Source organism: Bifidobacterium sp. FKU (genome assembly GCF_026016385.1).
GTDB classification, from domain to species: domain Bacteria; phylum Actinomycetota; class Actinomycetes; order Actinomycetales; family Bifidobacteriaceae; genus Bifidobacterium; species Bifidobacterium infantis.
Genome location: NZ_CP092888.1, coordinates 2107000 through 2129605 on the forward strand (window position 1 = coordinate 2107000; position 22606 = coordinate 2129605).

The 22606-nt window shown below is 57.2% G+C and carries 18 protein-coding genes and 1 tRNA gene; 10 read left to right on the forward strand and 9 right to left on the reverse strand.

Annotated features, from left to right (window positions below):
• Window positions 1-152 precede the first annotated feature (152 nt).
• Entirely contained in the window at window positions 153-1352 is a 1200-nt protein-coding gene (locus MMB48_RS09525; protein ID WP_229773857.1) for a hypothetical protein, read from the reverse strand.
• Window positions 1345-2025: a response regulator gene (locus tag MMB48_RS09530; protein WP_032745433.1), complete on the reverse strand. Its 681-nt coding sequence runs from the start codon at window positions 2023-2025 to the stop codon at window positions 1345-1347. The genes MMB48_RS09525 and MMB48_RS09530 overlap by 8 nt, the downstream gene beginning before the upstream one ends.
• 107 nt (window positions 2026-2132) lie before the next feature.
• Here MMB48_RS09530 and MMB48_RS09535 point away from each other — a divergent pair, with 107 nt between their 5' ends.
• Both MMB48_RS09535 and MMB48_RS09540 read left to right on the forward strand, forming a co-directional pair.
• Window positions 2133-2543: a hypothetical protein gene (locus MMB48_RS09535; RefSeq protein ID WP_050496320.1), complete on the forward strand. Its 411-nt coding sequence runs from the start codon at window positions 2133-2135 to the stop codon at window positions 2541-2543.
• Between the two features lie 29 nt (window positions 2544-2572).
• The gene (locus MMB48_RS09540) at window positions 2573-3079 is read left to right on the forward strand and encodes a hypothetical protein (RefSeq protein WP_050496321.1); all 507 of its coding nucleotides are present in this window, start codon (window positions 2573-2575) and stop codon (window positions 3077-3079) included.
• 211 nt (window positions 3080-3290) lie between these two features.
• Here the strand turns inward: MMB48_RS09540 and menA are convergent, their stop codons facing one another.
• The 3 genes from menA to MMB48_RS09555 form a co-directional block, all read right to left on the reverse strand.
• Window positions 3291-4382, reverse strand: a complete 1092-nt coding sequence (menA, locus tag MMB48_RS09545; protein WP_409337985.1) for a 1,4-dihydroxy-2-naphthoate octaprenyltransferase — start codon at window positions 4380-4382, stop codon at window positions 3291-3293.
• 177 nt (window positions 4383-4559) lie between these two features.
• Entirely contained in the window at window positions 4560-5744 is a 1185-nt protein-coding gene (locus tag MMB48_RS09550) for a sensor histidine kinase (protein ID WP_217906302.1), read from the reverse strand.
• Between the two features lie 103 nt (window positions 5745-5847).
• Window positions 5848-6534, reverse strand: coding sequence for a helix-turn-helix transcriptional regulator (locus MMB48_RS09555; protein ID WP_032745437.1), 687 nt, complete (start codon window positions 6532-6534; stop codon window positions 5848-5850).
• Between the two features lie 194 nt (window positions 6535-6728).
• On the opposite strand from MMB48_RS09555, the gene MMB48_RS09560 reads away from it, so the two are divergent.
• The 3 genes from MMB48_RS09560 to MMB48_RS09570 are packed head-to-tail and all read left to right on the forward strand — an operon-like array spanning window position 6729 to window position 8019.
• The gene (locus MMB48_RS09560) at window positions 6729-7229 is read left to right on the forward strand and encodes a hypothetical protein (protein WP_032745438.1); all 501 of its coding nucleotides are present in this window, start codon (window positions 6729-6731) and stop codon (window positions 7227-7229) included.
• A gap of 27 nt (window positions 7230-7256) precedes the next feature.
• A complete protein-coding gene (locus tag MMB48_RS09565) occupies window positions 7257-7535 on the forward strand; it encodes a hypothetical protein (RefSeq protein ID WP_032745439.1) in 279 nt (92 codons plus the stop codon).
• Entirely contained in the window at window positions 7528-8019 is a 492-nt protein-coding gene (locus MMB48_RS09570; protein WP_032745440.1) for a hypothetical protein, read from the forward strand. Before MMB48_RS09565 ends, MMB48_RS09570 begins: the two co-directional genes overlap by 8 nt.
• A 96-nt stretch (window positions 8020-8115) precedes the next feature.
• Here the strand turns inward: MMB48_RS09570 and lysS are convergent, their stop codons facing one another.
• Window positions 8116-9795, reverse strand: a complete 1680-nt coding sequence (lysS, locus tag MMB48_RS09575; protein ID WP_032745442.1) for a lysine--tRNA ligase — start codon at window positions 9793-9795, stop codon at window positions 8116-8118.
• A 204-nt stretch (window positions 9796-9999) separates the two neighbouring features.
• Here lysS and MMB48_RS09580 point away from each other — a divergent pair.
• The 5 genes from MMB48_RS09580 to MMB48_RS09600 all read left to right on the forward strand — a co-directional run bounded on the left by MMB48_RS09580 (window position 10000) and on the right by MMB48_RS09600 (window position 18242).
• Window positions 10000-10073, forward strand: a tRNA-Pro gene (locus MMB48_RS09580).
• A gap of 219 nt (window positions 10074-10292) precedes the next feature.
• The gene (locus MMB48_RS09585) at window positions 10293-11480 is read left to right on the forward strand and encodes an MFS transporter (protein ID WP_012578424.1); all 1188 of its coding nucleotides are present in this window, start codon (window positions 10293-10295) and stop codon (window positions 11478-11480) included.
• Window positions 11481-11646: 166 nt separating this feature from the next.
• Window positions 11647-15213: a 5'-nucleotidase C-terminal domain-containing protein gene (locus MMB48_RS09590; RefSeq protein ID WP_230581296.1), complete on the forward strand. Its 3567-nt coding sequence runs from the start codon at window positions 11647-11649 to the stop codon at window positions 15211-15213.
• Between the two features lie 265 nt (window positions 15214-15478).
• Window positions 15479-17539 (forward strand): DUF4037 domain-containing protein, encoded by a 2061-nt coding sequence (locus MMB48_RS09595; RefSeq protein WP_136527168.1) that lies wholly within the window; start codon window positions 15479-15481, stop codon window positions 17537-17539.
• Between the two features lie 70 nt (window positions 17540-17609).
• Complete coding sequence (locus MMB48_RS09600) at window positions 17610-18242, forward strand: DUF4125 family protein (protein WP_032745446.1); 633 nt, start codon at window positions 17610-17612, stop codon at window positions 18240-18242.
• Window positions 18243-18391: 149 nt separating this feature from the next.
• Here MMB48_RS09600 and MMB48_RS09605 read toward each other — a convergent pair whose 3' ends face one another.
• From MMB48_RS09605 to MMB48_RS11735, 3 genes are all read right to left on the reverse strand, one after another.
• A complete protein-coding gene (locus MMB48_RS09605) occupies window positions 18392-19993 on the reverse strand; it encodes an alpha/beta hydrolase family protein (RefSeq protein WP_032745448.1) in 1602 nt (533 codons plus the stop codon).
• A gap of 87 nt (window positions 19994-20080) precedes the next feature.
• Entirely contained in the window at window positions 20081-20770 is a 690-nt protein-coding gene (locus MMB48_RS09610; RefSeq protein ID WP_032745450.1) for a hypothetical protein, read from the reverse strand.
• 29 nt (window positions 20771-20799) lie between these two features.
• Window positions 20800-22503, reverse strand: a complete 1704-nt coding sequence (locus MMB48_RS11735; RefSeq protein ID WP_168928619.1) for a PspC domain-containing protein — start codon at window positions 22501-22503, stop codon at window positions 20800-20802.
• Window positions 22504-22606 lie beyond the last annotated feature (103 nt).

Genomic DNA, 22606 nt, shown 5'->3' on the forward strand with positions numbered 1-22606 from the left:
CGGTTCAGTCTACCGCCTCGCACACCCAAAGACGAGTGTTTTCTCGATTATTCGAGTTATGTTTATGCAACATCTCACATTCCGTTGCACAACCATCTGCGTTCAGCTACGGAAACAAGACCATCAGGGCAAACATAACGGTATCCCATTCATCATTCCCGACTTACTGGAATACTCGCATAAAGAATCCATTCGCCATCCTCTTTGCTGGTGTTGAGCACACCTCCGATACTGTCAATCCATTGGGCATGCATCCGCAGACCATTCCCGGATCCCCTTGAACCACGATCTTCGGAATTATCGACCGTCAGATTTGCAATGCCATTGGCCTGCGTGATGATTACCTCATCATTTTTTTCTTCGATAGTCAGAAGATACGGAACGTTTTTATCCGCATATCTACTGATATTGGTGTAGATCTCGGTAATCAACCCCGATATCCGAGCTGTCACGTCAGCTGAAACACAAGCTGTTCCAGCTGCCACTTTCGATGTTCCGCCAAATCCGAGTTTACGCAAACGAACATCTCCTAAGGCACACGCATCCACAAACATATGCCATCCGTCAGGCGAAGACGATTTCGACAAGTCATCCGTTTGGGGAACCGGCCCTGCAGCAAGAAGCCTAATGACCTTATGCACATTATCCAATGTGTTCATCGCCGCTTCATTCACATCATTCCAATCACGCTGCGGAGCTGCGCCATCCTCAATGTTTTTTTGCGCAGTGAATGCAATGAACGACAATCCGCTACTAACCGTGTCATGTGTCCTGCTGGCAATCGCATCATTCTTGCGCATAATGGCCATTCGCTCTTCAATTTGGCGCATTTGCACATTTCGTGCCTTCATAACAAGTAATAGCGCACGATGCGCCTGAACGAATACAACTATCGCTAAATATGTGAGATATATCAAGCAGACAAAACTTTGCAGCCATCGCAGTACCACCTGATCTCGTAAATAGCTGTCCCCAACCTTCAGCAGAAGTAATATCGCCACTGGAATGATAATTACGAAAAAGAGTGCGAGCAGGTCGTTATCAGCCACTTTCTCCATGGAGATAATCATACGGTGCCAAACTTTTGCGGATACGTCCCGATGCGTCTTCCCCTTATGTAAAGCAAGAACCACATCATGCATGATTGAAAGAATCAAATACCCTACGGTCACCACAAGAAGCAGCAGCGACACCATTAACCAGAAGGGATCAGCATCTTGCCGATACATGTAAGCTGCAAGAAAGAAACCAGACACCAACGGCAATGCCTTTATCAGAAAAGACTTGACGGACGCAACATCTCCCTGCGTCTCATGCAACAGTTTCTCCAGCTCATTATCAAAGTCACGCAAAATTCGTTCCCCCATCTAGCCAAATGGCAATGGCCTGACCGCGACTCGCCGCACCTAATTTACGAAGCATGCGGGTCGTCAGCGTTTTAACGGTGTTTACGGAAATATCTAGCTCTTCAGACACATGCACAGAAGTGTGACCTTGAGCATACAGCTGCAAAATCTGCGCTTCTCTGACGGTAAGCGAGGCAACATCGCATGGCTCGTCGGTGGCATCATTCAGCAAAGCGTGCGCCTGCTCGCAAGTATGGAACGCGCATTCCAGACCGGTTTTATTCCATATCCCTCCCTCATGTATCGCATGAATGGCCCGGACCACACTTTTCAGATCACGCTTCGCGATGATGCCTTGCGCACCGGCATTCGAAACGGACGGAGCATATACTTCCATGGGAAACGACGTAATAGCCAGTATTGGCATCAATGGCGTTCGCAAGCGAATCCGGCGCACAACTTCAACACCTTCCATATCAGACAAAGACATGTCAGCAAGAAGCACATCCGGACGTTTCTTTTCATTCAGACAGAGTTCGATCGCTTTCCTCCCCGCCGTCACGGTCCAAGCAATCCGAATGACGGGTTCATGTCTACGTAGATACGCGGTCAGCGCACCAATCGTCAATTCATCGTTGTCGACGATTCCCAACTTCAATACGTCTTCCATGGCTACCATACAACACCTTTTTCGCCTTTCAGGCCAGCCATGTCGCGAAAAAAGGTGACAAAACGATATCTGACACCGATCATCGATCTATCTTGGTTCATAAAAGGAAAGAAATTATGGGAAATAACAAAAAGAAATTAACAGCAGTTCTCATCACTGTTATCATCGGCGGCAGCAGTCTCCTGGTGGGGGCTGAATCTGCAATGGCTGAAGATATTGCGCCGATCTATACGGCCCATACGACCTCTTCATACTCAGACCTCCAGTCTCAAAATGCTGAAACCTACTCAGGAGAAAGCCGAATCGGACTCTCTGCTGTTGCAAAGAGCGTGCTCAAGGTCTGGAATAAACTTCCAGCCTCGGCACGAAAAGCAATTGGAAAATACACAGGGCTCAGCGGATTCCTTGCTGCCATCGATCATTTCACGGGTACAGAAGAACAAGTCATCTACAGTGCCTGTCGATACGTAGGAATGGATAACACAACCGCACAAACTGTTACAAAAATAATTACTTTGTTTATTTGATTATCTTAACTCAATATTAAGGAAAAAAGATGATTAAAGGTATCAAAATAGCAATCTCTTCTTTTATTGCATGCACGATTATTCTTTCAAGCGCTAACGTTGCTAACGCTTCAGAAGCTGAATTCGTGAATCATCCCCACAGTATAAGCAATACACAAACCTTGCAGGAGGAAGAACTTCAAAGAGGCCTGGAATTGATAATGGAAATTCCCGACGATGTCCTCGGAGAGGGGAATGCAGCAACTCGTCTCTGGATGCAGGAACACGACTTCAACGAACAGCCCATGGGTCGCGCCAGTGTTGGCGGATGTGTGGCGGCAATCGCTGCAGTGATCGCCTCTACCGCGTTCCCTGCGGCAAAAATTCTGAAAATTAAAAAACTCATCAAATCTCTGGGCGGCGTTGTGGAAGCGGTTAAGATTATAGCCGGAGCATCCTTCAGCTATGAGAAGTTACATGCTCTCGGCGGAGCCGCATCTGCCCTAGCTGCGGAACTGCTCGGAATCGATGGCATCAAGAAACAATGCTTCGCTTAATTAAGCACATATGAGAATCTGGAAGACGATTGCAGTGTGGTCACTCTTTGCGCTGGGGATCGTTTTGTCGATAAGCAGGCAATACAACTTTGCAATTATATCGTTCCTCGCTTCGGAGACCTTGGCCTTCCTGCATGACAACAAATAGTGGCGGCGGGCTGGAATCGTTGTTTTCCGACCCGCCATCCACTGCCCCCCGGCATTTCACCGCCTAAACCAATATCGACGAAGTCACGTAGACCAGGGCGAGCGCCAGCGAGGCAAGTGTACAGAGCGGTAGTGCTTTGCGGTAGGTTTTTCTTGCGATTGCGCATAATGCGGCAATTTGCGCCGCGCACAGTATGGCAATAACTGCGATTATTACGATCAGCGGAATGCTACTGGTTGCATATATCGACGATTGCAACAGATGGTGCAACGCAAGCAATGCCGAAATAATCAGGATTACGATAGTGAAGATAGTGCCGTTTCGCAGCCCCATTGCAGTCATCCACGTATGTTTTCCGTGATTGCGGTCAGATTCGATGTCACGCAGATTGTTGACGCACAGCACAGCAACCGAAACCAATCCCGCAGCTGAACCACCAAGCAGTCCACTCGCCGAAACCTTGCCAGACAACGCGAACATGGTGCCACAAGTGGCGACCAATCCAAAGAAAATGAATACGGAAACCTCACCCAGACAGTGGTAGCCGTAGGGGTGTTTCCCACCAACATAGAACCAGCCGGCCGCCAGACATGCGATGCCGACCAGAATGAACCACCAATAGCCGGTCAACGCGATGACGGCCAGACCGCACAGGCAGGCGATCAGCGCGTTGATTCCGGCCGCGGCCAGCACCTTCTTGGGACTCACGCCGGATGCGACAAGCCGGGCGGGACCCTGCCGACGCCGCGATGACGGAAGCGTTCCCGATGCCGAATCCGGTTCCGTGGACGGTGCTTCCGCAAACGATCGCGCCGTATCGACGGCACGTCCCTCGTCGGTGCCACGCACGCCGTCGGAATAGTCGTTCGCAAAATTCGCGGCGATTTGCAGGAACAGCGCCACGCAGCCGCACAGCACCGCCACCAGCACGAACCAGCCTGCGGAGCGCTGGCATTCGCCGGCCAACGAGCCGAATCGCATCTCCCCCAGATCATGCTGCCCACCGAAGAACGGGCACGGATCATGCCATGCATCACCGCCACGCGAGTATCCGGACACGCCCGGCCATGACAACGAGGCCCCGATGATCACCGGAGCGACCGACAACGGCAACGTCTTCGGGCGAGCGCCGCGAATCCAAGTCGATATGTGCATGAGCGCCATTCTACGTGCGGTTGCGCTTTCCTGACACCACCATTGTCGGGTGAGCCACATGGCGATCGCCCGGCTGCGCGTTCCAACGTCGGACTTCGCCACGGCACGCCCGGTATGGGTTCCGACCGAGTTCCCGGAGAATCACAGCACAGGCGGACATCAAGCGCAATGGAGCCGTCACCCGCTCGGGTGCACGAAGCCGAAGGGGATTTGAGCATATAAGGTCCATTGTCCATCCTCGAAACTGGCGTTCAGCACCCCGCCCATCGATTCGATGATCGAATGATGCAGCTTCAGCCCTCGCCGCGAAGGCTCCAGACCTTCACGTTCCTTGCATGAATCGTATTGCATGACCGTCACCGACTCGGCGGCAACGGTGACGAATACGCCATATGGCTGCGCAGGATCCGCATGCTTGGCGATATTGGCATAGAGTTCGGCAATCAGATTGAAGACCTCCTTGCAAGCAGGATCCTCACAGCCCATGCCGGCAGGGAACTCGCCATCCAATCTCGATTCCCCATACAAACGAAGACTGTTCATGCGCTCATCACCCTGGGCCATCATGGTCCGCATCCGTTCAGCCGGAGAATCCGTTGTACGCTTCCGAATCTTCGAACCCACTTGCCCAGCAGTCCACCCATCACCTTCATTCCCGGCATCGGTGGCACCGGTATCCTCATGTCGCAGCAGATCAATCACCGCATGCATCTCATCCAACGCGCGTTGCGCCGTATCGTTGACGCGATTCCAATCAGCCGCCTGCCTCGAACCATCGGCGGCGGATTCCTGCAGTTTGTTCTGCGCAAGAAAAGCGATGTACGACAGTTCTCCCGTAACGGAATCATGGATGCGACTGGCAATGCGATTATCCCGTTCGACAAGCCTCACACGCTCGGCGAGCTCATCCACACGTCGATTCCGATCGGCGACGATCCGCCTCACCTCACGCACAACCAAAGTCAGGGCGAACCACGCGATATACAAGGCATACAGCACCGCCGCCGCGATATTGACCCCGATGACGAATTCGGGTTCCAGACCAATCACGTGGATGCAAGATGCGCCGATCACCAGCACAAGAGGGACAATCACGGCGACAATGCCGAACAACCGATCGTTACGTGGGGGACGCGCGTCCTCCACGCCGCCAGGAGCCTTGGCCGCACCGCGAGATTTCCTTCTCATCGCAGCCAAGAATCCTCGCGCCGACGACCACTGAACATATACGCTATATGTCACCATCATCATAACGCAGATCCACAGGTAACCAACCCAGATATCGTTATGGGTGAGATTCCATAGCACCAGACAGCCCGCCGCGCACAGCAGCAACGGCACCGCTACCGCCATCATGGTCATGGACGAGCGTGCGGATGATATCAGATCGGACCAGATGGCATCGAATTCGTCGGATGATGCATCGCCCTGTTCCGTTTCCGACGAATGCTCTTCGGACTTCCGCTCAAGCATTATTTCCACTCGTTCCATCAGCCATCCATATGGCTATGGCCTGGCCTCGATTGGAAGCGCCAAGTTTCGCAAAAATACGATGGGAATACGTTTTGACCGTATTCTCCGTCAACCCCAGATGATCAGCAACCTGCTTGGAAGTAAGACCCCGCGTAAACAATCCGATCACGGCCTCTTCACGCTCCGTCAATCGAGGCTTCCGCCCCTCATCGCCGTGCATGGCGCGTCGATGGGCCTCCGTAGCCGGAAGGAACAGCTCGGCAACATCGCTTTCAACGCCATGAGTCCACGTGCGGTTCTGCAATACGACGCTGATGGCGTTGCAGATTGCGTTCAAATCACGTTTGGCGATGATGCCCTGCGCTCCGGCACGGGCCGCCGATTCGGCATACACCTCCAAAGGGAAAGAAGTAATTGCCAGGATAGGAGTTTTGGCGGTACGTTCCCTGATCGAGCGGATAACCCATTCCCCGGAAAGCCCGTTCAGCGACATGTCCGTGATCAGAATGTCGGGGCGCGTGCGATCGGACAAGGCTGCGGACGCTGCGCGTCCGGCGTCATCGGTAGTCCACGCCACTTCAGCCCCCAACAGATTATTGCGCAACCATGTACGCAACGCGGCCAACGTCAAATCATCATTGTCGAGTATCGCAATCGATGCGGCTTCATCTTCGTCCATAACGCCTCTTCAAAAGCATATTCGATGTCATCTCAATCATTGCCGCACCTTGCCCGCTACGCAACCTCCGTCATCCTTTCGAGCGACATGTCCCCCAGCCGGGCGACAACGCTACGCAACGCAAACCTCTTGGCTTTACATTAGTCACCAACGCATCGCCTGATGCGTCACTGAGCAATCCAGGAGGTTACTTCATGCATCTAGACACAAACAGAAAAGCAGTTGCTTCATTGCTTTCCCTCTCCCTAATCACCGGAATAGGTTTTGCCGCCGGTACGGCTACGGCAATGGCCGATGAACCATCAACCGCATCGAGCGCCGTTCCGTCAGCCGACTCTGAAATTCAACGTGACGCCTTGAGACATGCTGGTTTTACCGACGAGGAACTCACCCAGATCACCAATGATGAAGCTACGACATTGTATGAGGCTCTTATCTCAGGCAATCATGCTCTTGACGAACATGCACCCGCAACAAGAGGAGCATATTCCAAGCTCGCAAGAGCGATTCTTAGGATCTTCAACCAACTCCCCGCTTCGGTTCGCAAGGCCATTGGGCCAATCGGCAAATTCTTGGATTACATCGACCATTTCACCGGCACAACTGAGCATATCATTTACAGTGCATGCAAGGCGGTAGGGATGAATGATTGGTGGGCCAACTTCGTCACTAAGACAATCATGCTGTTCCTATAACAGTCATAGACATAAGGCAGGCATCCAATGACTCCACCGAAGAACCAGCCACAGGAAGACCCCAGAAATACCTGGAAACGGTATGTTCTGGGTAGTATCTGCCTGCTGGGAGCGATAGCAACGGCCGTGCTGTTCTTTCTCGATCTCAAAAACGGCTGGCTTCGGCGAGCCGTCACCTCCGCGATAGCGACCATAGTATTGCTTGGATACTTCGTTCGGGCGTTCCCTCCCGCAGACAAGAGCAATGCAGCCGCTTCAGAGAACATGGATGATTCGGGTTCCGAAAGAGATGATGATAATGCTTAAACCCAATACCAAACGATCGCGCACAAAGTCCGTATGGACGATCGTGTTGCTTTTCCTGGCGCTTTCCTCCATTCCGCTGTGCATCGTCGACCTGTCTCAAGCCGAATGGGCATCCGCGGCGGGAGAAGGAATGGCCGCCATCGTGCTGTTGGGATTCGCTTGGGCCGAATATCACGATTCCGCGCATTCGGGTACAAGCCGCGCATATCGCGAAGCACGCTCACGCTACGATGCGTGGGTGGAACAGAGGATGTATCGCCAGATAAGCAGAATCACGCTCATCGCGTGCGCGTTGACATGGACGGCATCGGTGATCGCGTATAAGGCAACGGGAAACACGGCGACGCTGTCCGTCGCGTTGGGAGCGGCACCGGCGATCATCGTCAATCTCGCACTCGCCCCGATACTCAGCCTGTGGTACGGCCATCGCTTCGAGAAGACCCACGACGGAGAAGCCACGTGGTTTCTCAATCCCGAACGGTGATGCATGGGCCAGTCCCCTGAGCCAGTACCGTCAAACAAGAGCGGGGCCATCGGAATCGTTATGATTCGAAGGCCCCGCTCTTTTGGCATACGCGTCTCAGTTCAGCGGCTTGACCAGCGGGAAGGTGATGGTTTCGCGGATGGTGGCGCCGGTCAGGGCGATCAGCAGACGGTCGATGCCCATGCCCATGCCGCCGGCCGGGGGCATGCCCACGCCGAGAGCCTCGAGGAAGTCCTCATCGATGTCGCAGGCCTCTTCGTCGCCGGCGAGTGCGTCCTTGGCCTGGGCCACGAAACGCTCACGCTGCACGATCGGGTCGTTGAGCTCGGAGTAGCCGGTAGCCAGCTCGAAGCCGCGCACGTACAGATCCCACTTCTCGACCACACCGGGCTTGGTACGGTGGCCCTTGACCAGCGGGGAGGTTTCGACCGGGAAGTCGCGCACGAAGGTGGGCTCGTAAAGCTTGTCCTCGTAGAAGTGCTCCCACAGGTGTTCGACGAGCTTGCCGTGGTTCTCCACGTCGTCGCGCTCCACGCCGAGCTTGTCGGCGATGGCGCCCAAATGCTCAACGGAGGTGCCGGGATGCTCAGGGCCGCCGTTCGGCACGATTTCCTCGCCCAATGCCTCGGACAGCGAATCGTACATGCTGATGGTCTTCCATTCGCCGCCGAAGTCGTATTCGGTGCCATCCAGCAACGTCACCTTGTGGCTGCCGAACACGTCCATGGCGGTCTTCTGCACAAGCTCCTTGACCAGCTGGCCGATGGAATCGTATGTGCCATACGCCTGATAGGCCTCGACCATGGTGAATTCGGGGGCATGGGTGGCGTCGACGCCCTCGTTGCGGAAATCGCGGTTGATCTCGAACACGCGATCGATGCCGCCGACCAGGCAGCGCTTGAGGAACAGTTCCGGGGCGATGCGAAGGTACAGGTCGAGGTCGAAGGCGTTCATGTGCGTGGTGAACGGGCGGGCGGCCGCGCCACCGTGCAGGGTCTGCAGCATCGGGGTTTCGACCTCGAGGAAGTCGTGGTCGTCAAAGGTGCGGCGCAGGGAGGCCACGGCCTTGGAGCGGTTGCGCACCATGTTGCGGATGTTCTCGTCCGCGATCATGCCGATGTACGGCTTGCGGGTGCGGGTGTCTTCGTTCAGGTCCTTGTGCAGGGCCGGCAGCGGCTGCAGGGCCTTGGAGGCGATGGCCCATTCGGTGGCGAACACGGACAGCTCGCCGGTCTTGGAGGCGATGACGCGGCCCTTGAGGTACAGGTGATCGCCAAGGTCGACGAGCTGCTTGAACTGCTTGAGCGAGTCGGCGCCAATCTCCTTCTTGGAGATCATGCCCTGAATCTTGGTGCCGTCACCGGCGGACAGCTGCACGAAGCACAGGCCGCCCGCGTTGCGCAGGAACAGCACGCGGCCCGCGATGCCGACCATGTCTTCGGTTTCCTCGCCGGCCTCAAGCCTGCCGTCATATCGGGCGCGAATCTCCTCGATGGTGTCGGTGACGTCCAAGTGCACCGGGTAGGGGGCGATGCCGGCCTCAAGCATCATCGCGCGCTTGGCCACGCGCATCTGCACCTGCTCGGGATGCCCCAGCGGGCCGAACTCCTTGTTGGAGGGGTCCACGGCTTCGTCCAGCGTGGCACCGGACTTGACCTTCTCGCGGATGGTGGCGTCCTGCTTGAGCAGCATTTCCGCACGTTCGACGGTGCTCATCTGCGGGACGGCCGGGGTTTCGTTCTCAGTGTTTTCGGTATTTTCGACAACTTCAGCCATGATTCATCAGTGTACGCAAGGCCGGCGATTATGAGCCCGGCAGACCGCACGGCCATCTGAACACCCGCTCACATGACGCAAAACCGGCTCTGCACAAGGCTTGAGAGACCTGTACACATGGCGAATCCATCATCACGCAACACTCGCGACATGCCGATTTGCATTGTCCACCACCACAATGTAATATCTACGTCTGTTGCCAAACGGGCTGTAGCGCAGCTTGGTAGCGCGCTTCGTTCGGGACGAAGAGGCCGCGGGTTCAAATCCCGCCAGCCCGACAACTGGACCGGATTGTTGAGGAATCAGCAATCCGGTTTTTCGTTTCCTGCCCCAACAATCAAACCAAGCGATCGAACAGCGGTAAACAACCCGCCGCACACAGCGACAAACCGGCGCGGCAAGCCCCGTATTTGTTGGCGGACCACCGTAATATATCGCTCGAATCAATCGATTGCCGCACTGTTTTTGTAAGTAATACTGAAGTAGTTAGAGGAACCATGAAGAAGAGTCTGCTTGCACTGGCTTCGGGCGCGTTCATTCTCGGTGCCGCCGAGTTCGTGATGATGGGCATTCTGCCGCAGGCCGCGGCCGCCACCGGCGTGGACATCCCCACCGCAGGCCATTACATTTCCGCGTATGCGATCGGCGTGTGCTTCGGCACGCTGATTCTGGTATTCGGCCGCAAGGTGCCGCCGAAGAACCTCATCATATTGTTTATGGTGATTGCGCTTATCGGTAATCTGGCCTCCGCGTTCTCGGTCAATGCCGCCACGCTGATTGTCGCGCGCTTCATTGCCGGCCTGCCGCACGGCGCATTTTTCGGCACCGCCACACTCATCGCCAAAACCTTGGCCGACAAGGGCAAAGAAGCACAAGCCGTATCGGTAATGGTCACCGGCCAAACCGTAGCCAATATGCTCGGCGTACCGGCGGGCACCCTGATGGCTGAGTTCCTATCCTGGCGCCTCGCATTCGGTATTCTGGCTGCATGGGCGGCAATGACCATCGTGCTAGTTCTGGCATGGATCCCCTTCGTTGCGCCGATTAAGGACGCCGGCATCGCCGGTCAGTTCAAATTCCTTACTCGTCGTGGACCGTGGGTGATTCTGGCCGCCGTGTTCACCGGCAACGCAGGCGTGTTCTGCTGGTGGAGCTACGTCTCCCCTTGGCTGCAGAAGACCGGTGGCTGGTCGTCTAACCTGGTACCGCTATTGATGATGCTTGCCGGCTTCGGCATGGTGATAGGCGGTCTTATCGGCGGTCGCATCACAGATAAATGGCGCCACGCCGGCACTGCCGCGCTGGGTCAGACGATTTCCTGCATCGGCTTGCTGATGGTTTTGCTACTGCCGGGAAACCAGGGCACTACTGCTTTGCTGACCTTCTGGATCGCCTTCGGACTGTTCTTCATCTCCGCTCCGCAACAGCTGTTGATGACCGAAGCCGGCCAAGGCGGCGGCGAGCTCATCGCCGGCGCAGCCGTGCAGGTGGCCTTCAACTTCGGCAATGCCATCGGCTCGATTGTCGGCGGCGCGATGCTCACCACCTTCTCGATGAACTATCGCTATACCGGTCTGGGCGGTATGCCGCTGGCTCTGCTTGCCGTAGGGCTGCTGGCCTTCTACTCGTGGCGCTGCGAAACCGATACCGACGCCATTCACCGCATGCGCGAAATCCAAGTATGAGACCGGACGTCACATTCACGCATAATCAGCGGAATGTGACGTTGCTCTCTTCTTACTGAAGTTCATCTGCGGTTCGTTTTCATTACACACGTATTCCACCTTGCCTTTCTAAGTTCTCACTATGAAAGAGCATCTTTCCTGATGCCTCATAAAGGAAGGGAATACAGTGAAACCCATCAGGTTCACGGCGAGGATGATCTCCGCACTCGTCGCCGCAGCGACGCTGTCCAGCGTTGCGATTGCGACCACGACGGCTTCTGCAGATGAATCCGTACCGGCAGCGTCCACGGTCGGTATCAGCGGCATCGCCGCCAGCGGCGCCACGGATGCGTTCAGTGAAACCAAGTACGCGGCCACCACCGAAGGCCGTTACGAAGCCTCGGTCGACGCGAATGACGTCACCGGCTATGCAGCCGTTCCGCAGACGCGTGCAGCCAAGCCGAATCTTGTGCAGCTGCTTGGCGAATATGACAGCTACTGGCAGCCGGCCACCGAAACCGCTGGCGGCAAGGTGCTCAACAAGACCGTGCTCGATCACGATGACGCCTACATCCAACAGATCAACAACGCCGCCGCCGAAGACGGAGACGGCACGACCGCTACCGCACAGCAGCAGCGCGCTCTGGTGGACGCGGATATGAGCGCCGATGAGACCTTGCCGGACTCCCTGGGCCCGGTGCTCGGCGAATATTTTTCCGCTGGTCTGGCCGACGGCAGCCTGAAGAAGGTCGCGGACATCTTCAAGTACGATACAATCTCCACCTCTACCGCCAAGAAGCACTTCCAGCATCCTCGTCCTTTCGAGGATCGCACCAATGGCGGCAAGAACGACATCACGAACATCAACGAGAACATCATGCGCGTCCCCGACTGGACTGACGCCCAAGGCAACGCGCATTCCGCCGAATACGACGGGCTGGTCGGTTCCGGTTCCTTCCCGTCCGGCCACACCACCGGCGCATACTCCTGGGGCGTGGCTCTGGCAGGCATGCTGCCACAACTTGCTCCAGAGATCCTGACACGCACCTCCGAAGCGGGCAACAACCGCATCGTGCTCGGCGTGCACTATCCGCTCGACATCATGGGCGGCCGCATCGACGGCGAAGTGGCAAACGGCTACTACTGGGGCACTTACTACGACAAGTACGTCAAGCCGGCATCCGACCAGCTGCAGTCCTATCTGGCAGCCAAGTGCGTGGCGGACGGCCACGCCACCAAACAGGACACCGATTACGCGACTGTGACCGAATGCGTGAACAACCTTGGCGCGAACGCCTCCAACGGTTACCAGAACGCCTTTGTGGATGCCGTGAGCAAGGAGCCCGTCACCGACCGCGCCTCGGCGTTGCGCGTCTACACGAACCGTCTGACCTACGGTTTCGGCAAGACCACCGCCGGCACCGCATTCACCGCGCCTGAAGGCTCTGCCGACTTGTTGAAGATCGCGTACCCGAAGTTGCACCGCGACCAGCGCGAAGCCATCCTCGCCAAGACCGCGATTGACGGCGGCTACCCGCTGGATTCCTCATCCGACGGATGGCAGCGCATCAACCTAGCCGCAGCTCTGAGCTCCACCGTGACGTTGAACGAGAACGGCGATGTCGTCAAGGTCGAGCCCGGCGCAGCCACCCCGTCCGTGATCGGCGAGGAATACGCCGACAAGGGCAACCACCCGGATTCCGACAACGGTGGCTCCGGCAACCCCAGCCAACCCGGTAAGGACGCCAAGCAAGTGACCGTGTTCGACATCACCGACTTCCACGGACACATCGAAACCGGCCAGTGGGTCGAAGCCGCTTATCAGAAGCTTGCCGTGCAGCACAACCCAGGCAACAGCGTGTTCGTCTCCAGCGGAGACCTCGTGGGTGCTTCCCCATTCGAATCCTCCTATTTCCAAGACACTCCGACGCTGAACATGGCAAAGGCATGGGATCTGAGTGTGAGCGCCTTGGGCAATCATGAGCTCGACAAGGGCACTGCAGACTTCAACAACCGCATCGCCGAACCGAAGTACGGCATCGACTGGGTCGCCGCCAACATCACCGGCGGCTCGCTGACTTCCGACCGTCTCAAGCCGTATACCATCAAGACCGTCAACGGCAAAAAGGTCGCCTTCGTCGGTGCCATCACCTCCGATCTGAAGAACGTAGTCTCCCCCAGCGTGATGCAAGGCGTCACGGTGACCGACCCGGTTCAGGCTGTGAACAAGGTGGCCGACCAGCTGTCCGATGGCGATGAGTCCAACGGCGAGGCCGATGCGGTCGTGGCCCTGATCCATGAGGATGGCGACACCATCGCCTCCGACGGCGACGGTCTGGACGCTAACGTCGATCTGGTCTACGCAGGCCACAGCCACCGCAACGAGTACGGCACCACCACCAAGTCCGGAGCGCCGATCATCGAGGCCGGCAAGTACGGCCAGGATGCAGCTGTCCAGGATATGTACATCGAGGGTTCCGGCAAGGATTCCAAGGTCACCGTGCAGAACGCCTCCCAGTATGACGTGACGTACGTGACCAACAAGGACGGCACCGCTCCGGCCAAGGGATTCGAGGGTGACGACAACGGCCCGGCCGCCAAGGTCTACAAGCAGGCTCAGGCGGATTCCGCCGAGGCTGGTAAGAAGGTCGTCGGCACCATCGACAAGTCAGCGAATTTCGCCAAGGGCAACTGGAGCGCCGAAACCCAGCTCGGCACGCTGAACGCCGATGCCGCACTCGAATCCGCCAAGAAGACGCCCGTGGGCGAGAAGGCCTCCATCGGCTTCATCAATCCGGGCGGTCTGCGCACCGACAACCTCGATCTTGACGGCGACAAGCAGATCACCGTCAAGGAGGCGTACAGCATGTTGCCGTTCGGCAACGATAACAGCGTGGTCACCCTCACCGGCAAGCAGCTGAAGGACGTGCTCGCCCAGCAGTGGCAGATCAAGGACGGCAAGTCCAATGTGGTCCGTCTCGGCATCTCCTCGAACGTGACCTTCGTGTACACGCTGGTCGAGGACGCCAACACCAAGGCACCGGTCGCCACCGTCTCCGACGTGTTCGTTGACGGCAAGCAGATCAAGGACACCGACACCGTGACGGTCGCCGGCAACTCCTTCCTGTTGACCGGCGGCGACGGCTTCACCGGTTTTACCGCGCAGGGTCAGCCGCAGCTGACCGGCACGGTGGACGTGCAAGGTCTGATCGACTACCTTGCCGATCACAAGGATGTCAAGGCCGATGACTCGCCTGCAGGCATCGAGCTCAAGTCCTCCTCCGTTGAAGGCACCAAGGCATCCCTGACCTTCGACCTGCCGGTCTACGCGAATGGCCCTAAGCCAATCGCCCTCGGCCTGTATGCCAACGGCGTGGACTTCGGCGTGACCAAGCTCGGCAGCGCCAAGCCGTCTGAGTTCACCGTGGCCAAGACGCTGAGCGCCGATGAAGCCAAGACGTTCGGCGGCACCGTCTCCACCGTCAACCCGCAGCTGCTTTACACGGACGCCGAGATCGCCGCCGCCGAAAAGGAGCACGCCAACGGTTCCGGCGAACAAGGTGGGAACAACAACCAAGGCGGCAACAACAACCAGAACGGCAAACCCAACGCCGACAAGAAGCCGACGGCCAAGCCGAACAAGACCGATCTGCCGGGAACCGGTGCTTCCATCGCTGGAATCTTAGCCGCAGTCAGCCTGCTCGCCGCCGCCGGTGGCGTGACCATCGTGCTGCGCCGTCGCCAGCAACGCTGAACGATTGTCCGACGCCTGTACAGGTACGGCAATAACCGATAACTGAATACCGAGGAATAGCCCCGCACGTCATAGCATGTGGGGCTTTTCCATGCCTGTTGAGCCTATTTCCACTGAGGACGACAACGGGGAAAACGACAAGCACATACACCAGCTCCGGCAGCCGCCGCACACTGTAACGACACTCACATCGGCGGTCTCCAAATCGTTCACAGTACGCTGGAACCTAGCAATAATCGGTATCTCACGACGAAGGAGATTATGTATGGCCGATGATGCGATGGACGCGCGGCTGGAGCAGGCACTGCTCGGCATGCAGGCGAAACACGCACATGATTTCGATGCGCCTGAAAACGGCCCGGCGGCTCAGGGCGGCAACGAACTGCATGACTTTGACGTGAACGAATTCCTCCACGGCCTCGACGCCATCTTCGACGCCCACAACGCCGCAGAAAAGGCGGGCCCGTATCTTGAACAAGCGGCGGTCGACGCGGAAAACGCCGGAGACGAAGCCGGACTGCTGACCGTGCTCAACGAGACGATGGGGTTCTACCGCTCGCAAGGCCGTCACAAGGAGAACCAGTGGATCGTGCAGCGCGCGCTTGAGTTGGCCCTGCACATGGGGCTTGAGGGTACCGAAAGCTGGGCCACTACGCTGATCAATTGTGCCACTGCCATGCGCGCGGCCAAGCGGTACGATCAGGCCGAGGATCTGTATCATCAAGCGTTGGATTGCGCCAATAAGAACTTCGCTCCCAACGACCGACGCCTGGCTGCGCTGCATAATAACCTCTCCATGTTGTACAGCGAAACGAACCGATTGCCACAGGCGGAAATCGAGCTCAGGCAGGCGTTGCACATCGTTGAGGCGGCGAGCGTGAATCCTGATGCCGACATCGACGTGGCCTCGTCGAACACCAATCTGGCTCTGGTACTGCTGCAGGAGAGCAAGCTCAAGGAAGCGCACATCCATGCCACCAAAGCGTTGACCATCTATGAGACTGGCAAGCTGACGCACTCGGCGCATTATGCCTCCGCATTGGCTGGCTGTGCGCAAGTGCTGTATGTCGAACACCGATATGGCGAGGCGGCCTCTCATTACCGCAGCGCTTTGGCGGTGATCGCCGAATGCTATGGCAAGGACACCGATTACTATCGCGTCACCGAGGCGAACCTGCGCGAAGCCGAGGCGCAAATCGGTAACGATGACGTGCATGCAGCGAACAGCGCCGATGCAACCAGCACCGAAACTAATACCAACACCGATGCCACTGCCGAAATCGCTGTGTCCGGTCTCAAATTGGCACGCGCGTTCTGGACACAGGTGGGCAAGCCGATGATTACGGCACAGTATCCGCAATACGTGGGCCGCATTGCCGCCGGACTGGTGGGGCATGGTTCGGAATGCTATGGCTTTGACGACGCCTATTCTCAAGACCATGATTTTGGCCCACGCTTCTGTCTATGGCTTACCGATGATGATTATGAGGCGATCGGCGAGCAGCTCGAGGCCGATTATGAAGCACTGCCACGCGGGTTCACGATGGACGCGCAAGGCCGTGTGACATTTATCGATATACCGTTCTCCCCCACCACGCCCCGCGCACAAGGTGCCAACCGCCGTGACGGCGTGTTCCGCATCGGCGACTTCTTTGAGTCGATCACCGGGTATCGCACTGCGCCCGCGCAAACCGCGCCGCACGAGTGGCTGATGCTGGCTGAATCGACTCTGGCCGCAGCCACCAATGGCGAAGTATTCGCAGACCCCACTGGGCAGTTCTCCAAAACACGCCAAGGGTTCAAGGATATGCCCGACGACGTGCGGCTTGCCTTGATCTCCAAGCGACTCGGCATGATCGCCCAGGCCGGTCAATATAATCTGCCGCGTTCGTTGAAGCGCGGCGACGGCGCGGCCGCATGGCTGTCCATCCACGAGTTCGTGCAGGCCACCGCCTCGTTGGTGTTCCTGGTTAACGTGCCGATGGTGGTGGGCTATATGCCGTATTACAAGTGGCAGTTCGCAGCATTGCGCAAGCTGTCTGGCTCGATGTTCGCGCTGTTGCCGAACGTGGGCGAACAGTTGGAAACCGTGATGCGATTGAGTTCGACAGCCTGCTATGGCGGGGCCGGATTCGGCGAAGGCGGCAAGGGCGCGGCTCCAGCAATCGAGAAAATCAACGATGTTGTGGAGCAGATTGCGGTGGATATCGTCAGGGAACTCAAACGCGAACACCTGACCACGTCCGGCGAGACCTTCCTCGAATGGCAGCGCCCGTATGTCGAGGACCACATCGCCTCTGATGATCCGGTGCTTAAAAGTTTGTAGATTCAAGCTCCCTCTGTCACGGCTTCGCCGTGCCATCTCCCTCATCAGAGGATTAGTGAAAGGAACGTCGATGACCAACGAACTGACTGATGATGAACTGCGCGAGGCTATTGTGCGCCATGAATGGGATCAGTTCCAGCGCACCAACAATGAGGGTGGACGCGCGGCATGCCAAGGCAACTGGCCGGTGTTCCACCAGATGCGGTTGGCCCAGTTCCTCACATGGGAACGGCCATTACTCACCAGCTATGCCGCTGATCTTGATGCGGCCGACCACGTGGGCCGCAACCTCGTGACCGAAAAATACGGCCGCATGATGGCCTCCACCGCGCCGGAAGATTTCACGAAGAACATAGAGCCGTATATTCCGCGTCTCTCTGAAGAGCGCGTGGCCCGTCAGGAACAGGTCATCGCCCAGCAGGTCGCCTGGGCCAAGGATTTCCGCGAGCGCTACCCCAAGCTCGGCGAGGCGATGCGCGTACTCACCACCACCGACGACACACCATCTGCCACCTCATTCGAAACCTATCTGCGCGGCGAGCTTGGTACGTATTCCGACCAGACCTTCGAACGTTACGAAGCGATGATTGGCGAGCGGGCCGCAGCCAGCCTGCAACGCAATATCACTGAGGAAACCTTGTTGCACACGGTCCAGCTCGGCGGTTTCGACACCTTGGAGGAGGCCGAAGCCTCCCAAGCGTAATACTCAGCCATTCACTGTGTACCGGACACCCCGACTGATGTACGCCGGCCGGCCACACCCAGGCCAACGCAATCTGCCGATCACCCCACACCCAGACCACCAACGCAGCTTGCCCGCCAGGCCCCATTGACCGGCACACATCGGCAGAATTACAGTGAGAATAGGCCCCAGAATGCCAGTGTCATCAGTGTGGTGAGAGTGCCGAGCGCTACCATCACGCATATGACGCGCCGTACACCGACGATATCGGCGCGGCAATACCAGACACGTTCCATTTCCCACGCAAACAGCACCACCAACAGCATGGTCGCTATTCGCAGCACCACCCATCCGACGGCAAACAGCCGCGGTTGAGGCATAACCAATACAGCCGATACGCCTACGGCGCTCATATAGCCGTACAACAGCCCAGTAATCACCATCACCGCTGTGCCGATACCGGCAGATAAGCCGGCAATGCCGTGCAACATGAGCCGCGGGGCGACCCCCAGCTCACTCGGCGTCGCATGCATGGCACGCACAGTCGCCACACTACGTCGCCCGGCCAGCAACGTCTGTAGCCAAGAAAACACAGTCAAGCCAATACCCAATATCGCCGCCATCACGATCAGCACGGGCCCTGCCACCATCAGACCGGCCAGCACGCCGAGCGAGCCGACGATACCGGATCTGGTACGTTGCGGCGCGGCGAAGCGCTGGTGAGGTGTCGCACCGGCGACTTGGGGCGTTGCCCATCCATCGGCTTTGGTTCCGGCAGTCACACCGTTCACCCAATTTTCCAGCGCTTGCGTATAGCCTTCGGCCAATGGCAGGTTCGGGGTGAATAAGCCCTCACCAGCCCGCATCTGATGGTTGCCGGCAAAATAGCGTACGGTGACGTTCTCGTTGCCGGACTTGTTGGCCGTGGCGATGATCCGCTGCGCCCCCTGTTCGATGGGCATGGCCGTATCGTAGGTGCCGTAGTTCACCAGCACCGGCATGGTGAGGGATTTCAGATACCGGTCGGCATCAAAGTCGGCATAGGCTAGATCGAATGGCGCGTAGTCCAGCGACATCAATTTGGCCATGTCTTTGACCACGGGCTTGGGCGCGCCGGCCTCATGCGTATAGGCGCTGACAGCCATGGCCATTTGCTCACGTCCATTGAACACCGGTGCGGATGTAAGTATGGCAAAGGCAATGTCTTGCCGTTTCGAGGTTAGAATCGTGGCAATCCAGGTGTCTTCGGATTCGGCGTAGATGCCGGTTTTGGCGGGGTCCACGCCGCTTATGCCACGCAACACGTCGAGCGAACGCCCGTAGTCGCGAGCAAAACGCGGGTAGTCGCGATGCAGCACGGTGTAGTTGTCGTTGCGCTTGGCCGGCACCAAGGTCACGATACCGGCAGAGGCCATGGCGTTGGCGATATCGCCGAAATCCTCGGCACCGCTGGTACCGGACCCGTGAATGAACAGACAAGCCGGGCGTGGCCCGGGAGCGTCGACCGGTTCACGTAGTACGGCGGGTAGCGTGACGCCATCGCCGGTCTTGATGGATAGTCGGGTTTCACGCGTACGATATCGCCCCTCGTGGGGAATGTTCGCATGGGCAGGGGTGATGGTGGTGTCGGCAGAAGCGATAACGATGTGCTTGGTGTAGGGCCGTGTGTTCCATTGCGGCATCATCGCCCAGCCAAGTGTGGCGAATACCAGCGTCATCGCCATCGCGGTGGCGATGACGCTCGCTACCCGCCGCGCCGAAATCCGTTTCATAGTTACTATGCCTCCCCCATCAGCATAGAACGGTCGGCTCCCGTCATAATGTGATTCTACTGGGACCGTAATGCAATGGTTGTAACGCTATTTTCTCTTCTTGACGGCACCGACTATGGCCCATACAACGGCCACTATTACCAGAATAAGTCCCACTACGGCGCAGATAATAGCCGTCAGCAATTGCGGATTCGGCGAGAACAGCGAAATCATCCGATCCGGAGATATGTACCCGAAAACCAGCGCGATCACGCCGATAATCACGCCTAATAGTCCGAATACCACAGTAGGCGCGCTGATGCTCTGTTTCTGGATGTTCTTGGCACTCTTGACATCCTTAGCATTCTGGACGTTCTTGGCGCTCCCCCCAGACTGGCATGGTTTGCCGGCGGTCTGAGACTGCTCATAGGAAGGTTGCGCTGAAGATGCTGCGTACATCGGTACATCATCGGCAGATGGAATCGGCCCACCATCCCCCTCCACGGCATCGGCAACTGTTTCCAGGGCAATCCGATCTGTGGATGGTTCGATGGGCGATGGAGAGGCAGTTGTCGCCTGCGTATCCGCATCCGAGACCGACGCATCCGCATGATTGTCGGTGACGGGCAGCACAGACGTTTCGTCATCATCAGCTGCGGATGGCAGCACCGTGGTATCGGTTCGGTCATCGACGGTCACCATGGTTGTTGTCGCGGTGGTCGCGTCGGTTTCTGAAGGTATGGCCGTGGTCGGTGTCGCATCCTCGATGGAGGCGAATTCCTTGGTTTCATCAGTCATGATTCCATCTCCTGGTTGTAACGGCTTGATCATTCCGATTGTTCGGTTGTGTTCTTGCTTGTACTGTTGCCGTCGTATATATCGGCAAGCGGCTGGAACGTGGAGCCTCCCCAATCGGAGGCGTACACCACGTTGACGCGTGCTTCCACCGCATAGGGAATATTGATTTTTAGTTCTGGGCCGTTGTCCGGCATGGCGGATTCCTTATCCAACCATTCGTAATCAGGCCCATTCATGGGATTGGTGGCGCTTTCAGCTTCGAAGAAACCAAAGCTTAGACCCATGTAGTTGTTGTATACCATCTCGTATTTGCCGCCAACGCCACTCGAAGTGGAGTAGGAGTCGGCGGTGCCGAAGGCGTAAGTGCAGGAATCCGGCAGAACGATATGCACTTGCGCCTGTGTTGCGGCTATGGTGATGGTACCGACCGGGCAATTACTGATGGAAGTTTTGCCATCCAGCATCTTCACCGTGTGCGGCCCATGTGTCTTGCCCCAATCGGACCAATCAATGATCGCCTGATCGGTGTTGTAGTTTTCACCGCTGAACGCCACACCTTGCTGCAATGTTTCGAACGTGGCATCGCTGGCATCGGCAACGAAGATGCCATCCTTTTGCACATCGTTCATGCCATCGCTGTTTCTCGCACTGACAGATTGGCTCAGTGAAACAACAGTATTGATGCCGCTGGCACCAAAATCACGGTAGTACACGCCAGACGTGCCTGAAACGATGGTCATGCAGAGCGCGCATCCACCGGCAACCAGTCCGAGAGGAATCAGACCACCGGTACGCCGTCCTTTGAATCCGAGAATGATGACCACCAGCCCCATCACTATGCATACTGCGGCAATCCAGATGGTGCTCAGACGCATAATGCCGATAATGCCCATGTCGTTTACCCAAATCAGTCCCATCAGACCGGCAAAGGAGAGGAAGGTAAGGCCCAGTATGCTCAAGACCACGATTGGGCCCGCCGGCTTGCGGCGCTTGGACTCGGTGGGGGCATAGGCCGTCGCGTTCATACGGTCGGGGGCAAGCGGCCCGTTGGGTACTGTGCTGGGCATCACGCTGGGAACCGCGCCGGGCACCGACTGATAGAAAGGCTGTGAAACAGGCTGTGAAACACTAGTCTCGGTTCGTGAAACAGGTTGTGAAACAGGTTGCGGAGCTGAATACAAAGGAGATTGAGGGACCGGTTGCGCGGCTGGATATGAGACAGGCTGTGGAGCTGGATATGACACAGGCTGTGAAACCGGTCGCGTCGCAGATGCCCTGAATCCGTACCCTTCCTGCTGGCGAATGCCGCTCTTGGCTAACAACCAAAGCGCTAAGGCGGCGAGCGCAATACAAACCCACCCCGCACCTGGAATCACGATTGCCACGGCGAGGAACAGGAAGCATCCAAGACAATTCCAGTCCCATTGGCCGGCAATGAGGTCCTCGGCCAAGATGTGCCCATCGCGTACATCCGGCATCAGAAACCAGCCGAGTGCGTACAGAGCTGCGCCAAAACCGAAGAACAATGTACATACAATCACCAAAGCACGTACTAGTGTGGGGCTCCAGCCAAGCCGTAAAGCGATGCCGCTGCATACGCCGCCGATCCACCGGTCGTCGCCGCGAACCAGTCCACTGGATCGCACCCAAGTGAAGAAGCGTCGCGATGTCTTGTTTTTTTGCGGACCAGGCTGCGGCTGTGGCTGATACGGATTCGCGTTTGGATTGCTCATGATTCCATTACACCGCCCGACCACTGCCACAACGCTCGGGGAACACCCTGATTGTTCCCTGAACACCGGGTAAAACCCCGGCCGCAACGCCCTGAGCGCGGCA

Excerpts from the sequence above, each read along its gene's own strand:
- MMB48_RS11735 (WP_168928619.1), bottom strand. The coding sequence starts at position 22,503 with ATGAGCAATCCAAACGCGAATCCGTATCAGCCACAGCCGCAGCCTGGT.
- MMB48_RS09565 (WP_032745439.1), top strand. The coding sequence starts at position 7,257 with ATGACTCCACCGAAGAACCAGCCACAGGAAGACCCCAGAAATACCTGG.
- MMB48_RS09605 (WP_032745448.1), bottom strand. The coding sequence starts at position 19,993 with ATGAAACGGATTTCGGCGCGGCGGGTAGCGAGCGTCATCGCCACCGCG.
- MMB48_RS09550 (WP_217906302.1), bottom strand. The coding sequence starts at position 5,744 with ATGACCATGATGGCGGTAGCGGTGCCGTTGCTGCTGTGCGCGGCGGGC.
- menA (WP_409337985.1), bottom strand. The coding sequence starts at position 4,382 with ATGCACATATCGACTTGGATTCGCGGCGCTCGCCCGAAGACGTTGCCG.
- MMB48_RS09570 (WP_032745440.1), top strand. The coding sequence starts at position 7,528 with ATGCTTAAACCCAATACCAAACGATCGCGCACAAAGTCCGTATGGACG.
- MMB48_RS09560 (WP_032745438.1), top strand. The coding sequence starts at position 6,729 with ATGCATCTAGACACAAACAGAAAAGCAGTTGCTTCATTGCTTTCCCTC.
- MMB48_RS09535 (WP_050496320.1), top strand. The coding sequence starts at position 2,133 with ATGGGAAATAACAAAAAGAAATTAACAGCAGTTCTCATCACTGTTATC.
- MMB48_RS09610 (WP_032745450.1), bottom strand. The coding sequence starts at position 20,770 with ATGACTGATGAAACCAAGGAATTCGCCTCCATCGAGGATGCGACACCG.
- MMB48_RS09585 (WP_012578424.1), top strand. The coding sequence starts at position 10,293 with ATGAAGAAGAGTCTGCTTGCACTGGCTTCGGGCGCGTTCATTCTCGGT.
- MMB48_RS09540 (WP_050496321.1), top strand. The coding sequence starts at position 2,573 with ATGATTAAAGGTATCAAAATAGCAATCTCTTCTTTTATTGCATGCACG.
- MMB48_RS09600 (WP_032745446.1), top strand. The coding sequence starts at position 17,610 with ATGACCAACGAACTGACTGATGATGAACTGCGCGAGGCTATTGTGCGC.
- MMB48_RS09555 (WP_032745437.1), bottom strand. The coding sequence starts at position 6,534 with ATGGACGAAGATGAAGCCGCATCGATTGCGATACTCGACAATGATGAT.
- MMB48_RS09595 (WP_136527168.1), top strand. The coding sequence starts at position 15,479 with ATGGCCGATGATGCGATGGACGCGCGGCTGGAGCAGGCACTGCTCGGC.
- lysS (WP_032745442.1), bottom strand. The coding sequence starts at position 9,795 with ATGGCTGAAGTTGTCGAAAATACCGAAAACACTGAGAACGAAACCCCG.
- MMB48_RS09530 (WP_032745433.1), bottom strand. The coding sequence starts at position 2,025 with ATGGTAGCCATGGAAGACGTATTGAAGTTGGGAATCGTCGACAACGAT.